Source organism: Mesorhizobium sp. M4B.F.Ca.ET.203.01.1.1 (assembly GCF_004791025.1).
GTDB classification, from domain to species: domain Bacteria; phylum Pseudomonadota; class Alphaproteobacteria; order Rhizobiales; family Rhizobiaceae; genus Mesorhizobium; species Mesorhizobium abyssinicae.
Window position 1 is genome coordinate 1 of the sequence record NZ_SRUO01000313.1, and the last position, 279, is coordinate 279.

Genomic DNA, 279 nt, shown 5'->3' on the forward strand with positions numbered 1-279 from the left:
GTTCGGTGACCAGCGCCATCAGCTTGCGCTTGCTCATCACCGTGTAGTTGATGTTCAGGCGCGAGAACTCGATCTGGCGCGGCTTGGCGGCTTCGCGCGGTAGGCCGGCATCGACCAGCGGCTGGGTCAGCGCGTCGTCATGGGCGAAATCGACGTTGTCCACGCACCAGTCGTACAGCGGGCGGTGGTCTTCGAATTCCAGCGTGCACAGCGAGTGGGTGATGCCCTCGATCGAATCACCCAGCGCGTGGGCGAAGTCGTACATCGGGTAGATCGGCC

At 63.4% G+C, this 279-nt stretch carries 1 protein-coding gene; it reads right to left on the reverse strand.

From position 1 onward, the window contains the following. A partial coding sequence (locus EN846_RS34860; RefSeq protein WP_245518786.1) for a glutamate--tRNA ligase family protein occupies positions 1-279 on the reverse strand: 279 nt, incomplete at both ends.